Raw genomic sequence first — 4256 nt, 5'->3', positions numbered from 1 at the left:
ACTCTACCACACGCCGTGAGGTATTTCCGGAATAATCTAGAATTTTCCAGTAAATCAGGCTTTAGTCATTAACAGCAGTGCTGTTACAGGGAATTCTCTTGCAGCCAAACCTCAAACTCTCCAATAGACTGAAAATCCAACAAAGCCTCACCCAGGGACTCCAATTGAGGAATCGAGAGACTCCGCACTTGCGAAATTTGTTCGGGACTCAGCGCCCCAAAACGGCGAGATATCTGACGCACAATCAGATTTGCTTCTCCCAGTTGCTCCCCTTCTTGGCGACCTTCTTGGCGACCAATTTGAATCACTTCTTGATAAAAACGAGTTTGGGTGACATCTGCTTCCCTCAGATCCAACATATTGCGTATCTCCTCAATACTCAAATCAGAAAACTTATTGACCAGTATAGCCTCCACCAAATCCAGGTATTTCTGAAATTCGCCCTGGGTTTGGGCACGGTTTAAAATCGATTTCGCCACCACAGCCGCCTGGGTCTCCGGTATCACCACCAACTTCAGCAGGGACAAGTTCGGACTCAGATTTTCTACTGACAGTAAATCCTCTAGATACAACCGCGTTACGGAACTAGATAGCAAGCTTTGATAGGGAATGTCTGACCCTAAATCCAGAGAACGACTGCGTAGGATTAATAAATCCCTGCCACGGTCGGATAATTTTATATTGAAACAGATAAACAAATATTCCGGCGAAGTAGCGACCATAAAATTCGGGGTCATTCTGCATTTGGGCTTCGAGAAATACCAATGGTAAGCTGACATCTTGGGAAACCGGAGTCAACAAACCATCAAGCCGGATTTCTTTTTCCTTGACTACTGGGGCACTATAGTCAAATTCACAGTCCGGGGGAATTCCCGATACCAGTTCGGAAATTAAACTGGGTTGATTTAAGAAAATTCTGTAAAATAACTTATCTGTTTTCATTTGAATAGTTTTGATTTAGTAACCATTAGTCACGGGTAAAGATGACCGATGGAAAGCAGTTCTACATTACTTTTGGAAATCCAGCTATAGAAGTCGCGATCGCATTCCGCCTGTAGAGTCATCGTCTGAAGGTTGCCTTCCTTTTGTTAGCGCTCTTAGCAGGTGGATGGGGCGATCGCTTGTCAACTGCCAGTGAGCGATCGCATCAACTGATTCCCCTACCCCAAAAACAGTTCCTCCAGAAACTGCGATCGTAAATCCGAATCGCAATCGGATAAACCAGATTCGGGGGCGATCGCGTCAATCGTCAATCGAAAAAAACGTCCCACCTTTTACAAGTTTCGGCTAGATGACACACATCACTCCTCCTCTCCAGCCAATCGTTTTGCAACTTCTATCACTTGGTCTGATAACCAATACCCCCGTTCTCTCATTCTTGATAACAGCACTCCTACATTCTCAATTGCTCCTGTTTGTTTCAGGCGAAGTAACACTCCAATCGAACCTGTAGTTGAAAAACCCAGTTGTTGTGCCACCCGTCTACCCGAGCGATCGTCGAGTAACAAGATCGTTTCTTCGGCAAGAGTTGAAGCCAGAGCGATCGCCTGTTTTTCTCCTTCATCTAAACCAGCCAGGGCAATTTCAACTTCTGGGTTAATTTCCTTCACCTCTGTAACGCGAATAAAATCAGCAAGCGCTTGGTCAATTATTTGTGATTCTCTGCTGAATTTAGCAAATAATTCTCGGTAAACTGCAAGGGGAATCAAGGTTTCTGGAGCAATTTCCTTCAACAAAGCCAACTTGCCAATTTTTGCCAAAGCAATAATCGGGCCTGTATTAGATACAATCTTCATGCTAGGTTGGCATTCCTAAGCACATCTAAATCCCGTTCGAGTTCCTCTTCGAGTTCTTCCGGTGGATAATTAAAAATACTCACTCGATATCGGCTGCAAGTCTCAAAAAAATCGAGTCTTGACATTCCCGCTAACTCAGCCGCTTTTCCCGCCGATACCTTTCCTAACTCAAACATTTTCAATGCAGCCATTAGCCGAATGTGCTGTTCCATCTCATCTCGAGTCATTTGAACCGAATTTTCAAATCCGGCGGGGTATTTGATTTCAAGATTATTGGTATTCATTTCTTTATTTTTACCCAAAGTTGGTATGGATTGCGCCCGAGCGATCGCTTGCCGAGCTTTCATCCTCTCTGTTAGACCCGTTTCTAGTATTCTGTCAACCACTTTTTGGTGGGTGGCATAGCGGTACGATACGCCATAAATGGCCGTTTCTAAAATAGGATTTACCCACCAAATTAGGTGGCTGTGCTTAAGTCCTGAATCTGCTTGATGTTTGCTTTAGCCAGAGATTGTTTGGGAAGGAGTACCACCTTTTTGCCAATCCAGGCAATTCCTACAGGCGATCGCATGATGCAGAGTAGACCAACCAGTCCCCTGAAAGTTGCGTTTCTTGACTCCAAGATGATAGCAAGTGGATCGAGCGATCGCTTGTCCAGCGCCAGTGAGCGATCGCATCAACTGATTCCCCTACCCCAAAAACAGTTCCTCCAGAAACTGCGATCGCACTCCCATCAACCCCATTCACAGGCGATCGCGTGAATAGCCAATAAAAAAAACGCCTCACCCTTTATTTCTAATAGTGAAATCTACAGGCAATAACAATCACTTCTTCCTCAGAAATGCCATAGACCAAACGATGCTCTGAATCAATCCTTCTTGACCAATACCCAGACAAATTACCTTTGAGTGGCTCTGGCTTGCCAATCCCTTCAAATGGGGTTCTAATTATATCTTGGATGAGTAGATTTACTCTTTTTAAAAGTTTCTTATCCTTCTCTTGTAACCAGAGATAGTCTGCCCAAGATGCTTCTGTAAAAGCTATTTTCATTCATCAACCAATTCTTTAACAGATTTTCTACCTTGCTTGGCTTGTTCGAGCGATTTTAATAGGTGTTCCGCATTAGCTGGATTGGATAATAAATAAAGTGTTTCTTGCCAAGAGTTAAATTCATCTAATGACATGAGAACCGCTTGCCTACCTTGTTCGTTAGATAAGATAGCTGGTTCGACATCAAGGATCACTCGATCGATGATTTCATCTAATTGTTGCTTGGCTTGCTTACTGTTAATTGCTTTCATTTTTAATCTGTCGAACTCCTATGGCAATCCTAAATAACTGAGAGTAATTTTTAATTTTCTAGGTTACATTAGGGGTTGGTGGATTCCCGCTTGTCCGGGAATCACAGAGCAACTGTGTGGATTGAGGAATGAGATTGCTAGAGGAGCGAGTGGAATGCAATGCCCCTCTTCTCAACGTTCATTTATCAGTGTAAACGACTCCAGCAGTGGTGGTTAAGCATTGAGAGGTCTCGAAGCGATCGCCTCTGTTTACCACAAAATCCCCATAAAAGCAACCCCTCACTCTGGGAAAAAACCTGGATCCAAAATGTCTGCCATCTCAAACGGACAGGATTCAGGAAATCTCGTCTTCGGAAGCTCAGTTTCTCGACAAGCGTCCCGCACTGCTTTTGGATAAATCGTCCCCAGGGCATCACCCAACTCTACTCGTAAGCTGGGACTATCCAGCAACAGGGCTTCGATTTCATCCCGCTGATGGTCAATCGTCGCGACCCAACTCTTGCTTTGCTTTTGCGGTTGGTATTTCCATTTGAGCAGGTGCATGACCAAAACCTGCAATCCACTTCTTAATTGCCGCAGGTCCCGTTTACCCATACTCTCTAATTCATCTGCAATATGCTCCCAGTCCGCTTCCGCAGCATCACCCCTGCGAAGCAGTTCGACATTTTTAGCAATCCAGGCATAGAAGTCGCGATCGTATTGCGCCTGTAGAGTCATAGTCGGAAGGTTGCCTTTCTTTTGTCAGCGATCTTAGCAGGTGGATGGGGCGATCGCTTGTCCAGCGCCACTGAGCGATCGCATGAACTGATTCCCATCCCACAAAAATAGTTCCTCCAGAAACTGCGTTCCCCAATCCGAATCGCAATCAGATAAATCAGATTCGGGGGCGATCGGTTGAAAAGGAGGATCTGTCCCTAACCACCATAACCAACAGATATCCGTTTCAGAGCAGCTACCCGCCCAGTTTTGCAGATTAGTTGAACTTAATGTCTATTGAGGTAAAAACCCATCGCAAATAACCAAGAACGAATGCATAGGCGATCGCTCTTTTGGTGACGATGAGCGATCGCTGACCATCCGCATGTGACGTACTCCCGACGCCGACCGCTTAGGCGGTACGGCGCGGGCTTCTCCGCCCAGACCTTTGAGATCTGGGTTT

Annotated in this window: 8 protein-coding genes; 1 reads left to right on the top strand and 7 read right to left on the bottom strand. The window is 45.2% G+C overall.

The window, feature by feature from the left end:
- Positions 1-83: 83 nt before the first annotated feature.
- The 4 genes from AC0QH1_RS12935 to AC0QH1_RS12920 form a co-directional block, all read right to left on the bottom strand.
- Positions 84-698 (bottom strand): DUF2887 domain-containing protein, encoded by a 615-nt coding sequence (locus tag AC0QH1_RS12935; protein ID WP_324631555.1) that lies wholly within the window; start codon positions 696-698, stop codon positions 84-86.
- Positions 586-942, bottom strand: a complete 357-nt coding sequence (locus AC0QH1_RS12930) for a DUF2887 domain-containing protein (RefSeq protein ID WP_324631554.1) — start codon at positions 940-942, stop codon at positions 586-588. Before AC0QH1_RS12930 ends, AC0QH1_RS12935 begins: the two co-directional genes overlap by 113 nt.
- Positions 943-1301: 359 nt before the next feature.
- Positions 1302-1796 (bottom strand): PIN domain-containing protein, encoded by a 495-nt coding sequence (locus tag AC0QH1_RS12925; RefSeq protein WP_324631553.1) that lies wholly within the window; start codon positions 1794-1796, stop codon positions 1302-1304.
- On the bottom strand, positions 1793-2143 hold the full coding sequence (locus tag AC0QH1_RS12920) for a UPF0175 family protein (RefSeq protein ID WP_324631551.1): 351 nt from the start codon (positions 2141-2143) through the stop codon (positions 1793-1795). The genes AC0QH1_RS12925 and AC0QH1_RS12920 overlap by 4 nt, the downstream gene beginning before the upstream one ends.
- 276 nt (positions 2144-2419) lie before the next feature.
- On the opposite strand from AC0QH1_RS12920, the gene AC0QH1_RS12915 reads away from it, so the two are divergent.
- Positions 2420-2557: a hypothetical protein gene (locus AC0QH1_RS12915; RefSeq protein WP_324631549.1), complete on the top strand. Its 138-nt coding sequence runs from the start codon at positions 2420-2422 to the stop codon at positions 2555-2557.
- Between the two features lie 34 nt (positions 2558-2591).
- Here the strand turns inward: AC0QH1_RS12915 and AC0QH1_RS12910 are convergent, their stop codons facing one another.
- The 3 genes from AC0QH1_RS12910 to AC0QH1_RS12900 form a co-directional block, all read right to left on the bottom strand.
- Complete coding sequence (locus AC0QH1_RS12910; RefSeq protein ID WP_324631548.1) at positions 2592-2846, bottom strand: Txe/YoeB family addiction module toxin; 255 nt, start codon at positions 2844-2846, stop codon at positions 2592-2594.
- Positions 2843-3097 (bottom strand): type II toxin-antitoxin system Phd/YefM family antitoxin, encoded by a 255-nt coding sequence (locus AC0QH1_RS12905; protein WP_324631547.1) that lies wholly within the window; start codon positions 3095-3097, stop codon positions 2843-2845. Before AC0QH1_RS12905 ends, AC0QH1_RS12910 begins: the two co-directional genes overlap by 4 nt.
- Positions 3098-3376: 279 nt before the next feature.
- Entirely contained in the window at positions 3377-3814 is a 438-nt protein-coding gene (locus AC0QH1_RS12900; protein WP_324631546.1) for a DUF29 domain-containing protein, read from the bottom strand.
- Between the last annotated feature and the right edge of the window lie 442 nt (positions 3815-4256).

The sequence above is a fragment of the Phormidium sp. CCY1219 genome (assembly GCF_055795085.1).
Note: the sequence above shows the minus strand (reverse complement) of the source record. Positions and strands in the feature narration are given on the sequence as shown.

What these genes read in the sequence shown, in the direction of transcription:
- AC0QH1_RS12930 (WP_324631554.1), bottom strand. Translation starts at nt 942, where the DNA reads ATGAAAACAGATAAGTTATTTTACAGAATTTTCTTAAATCAACCCAGT.
- AC0QH1_RS12925 (WP_324631553.1), bottom strand. Translation starts at nt 1,796, where the DNA reads ATGAAGATTGTATCTAATACAGGCCCGATTATTGCTTTGGCAAAAATT.
- AC0QH1_RS12920 (WP_324631551.1), bottom strand. Translation starts at nt 2,143, where the DNA reads ATGAAAGCTCGGCAAGCGATCGCTCGGGCGCAATCCATACCAACTTTG.
- AC0QH1_RS12915 (WP_324631549.1), top strand. Translation starts at nt 2,420, where the DNA reads ATGATAGCAAGTGGATCGAGCGATCGCTTGTCCAGCGCCAGTGAGCGA.
- AC0QH1_RS12910 (WP_324631548.1), bottom strand. Translation starts at nt 2,846, where the DNA reads ATGAAAATAGCTTTTACAGAAGCATCTTGGGCAGACTATCTCTGGTTA.
- AC0QH1_RS12905 (WP_324631547.1), bottom strand. Translation starts at nt 3,097, where the DNA reads ATGAAAGCAATTAACAGTAAGCAAGCCAAGCAACAATTAGATGAAATC.
- AC0QH1_RS12900 (WP_324631546.1), bottom strand. Translation starts at nt 3,814, where the DNA reads ATGACTCTACAGGCGCAATACGATCGCGACTTCTATGCCTGGATTGCT.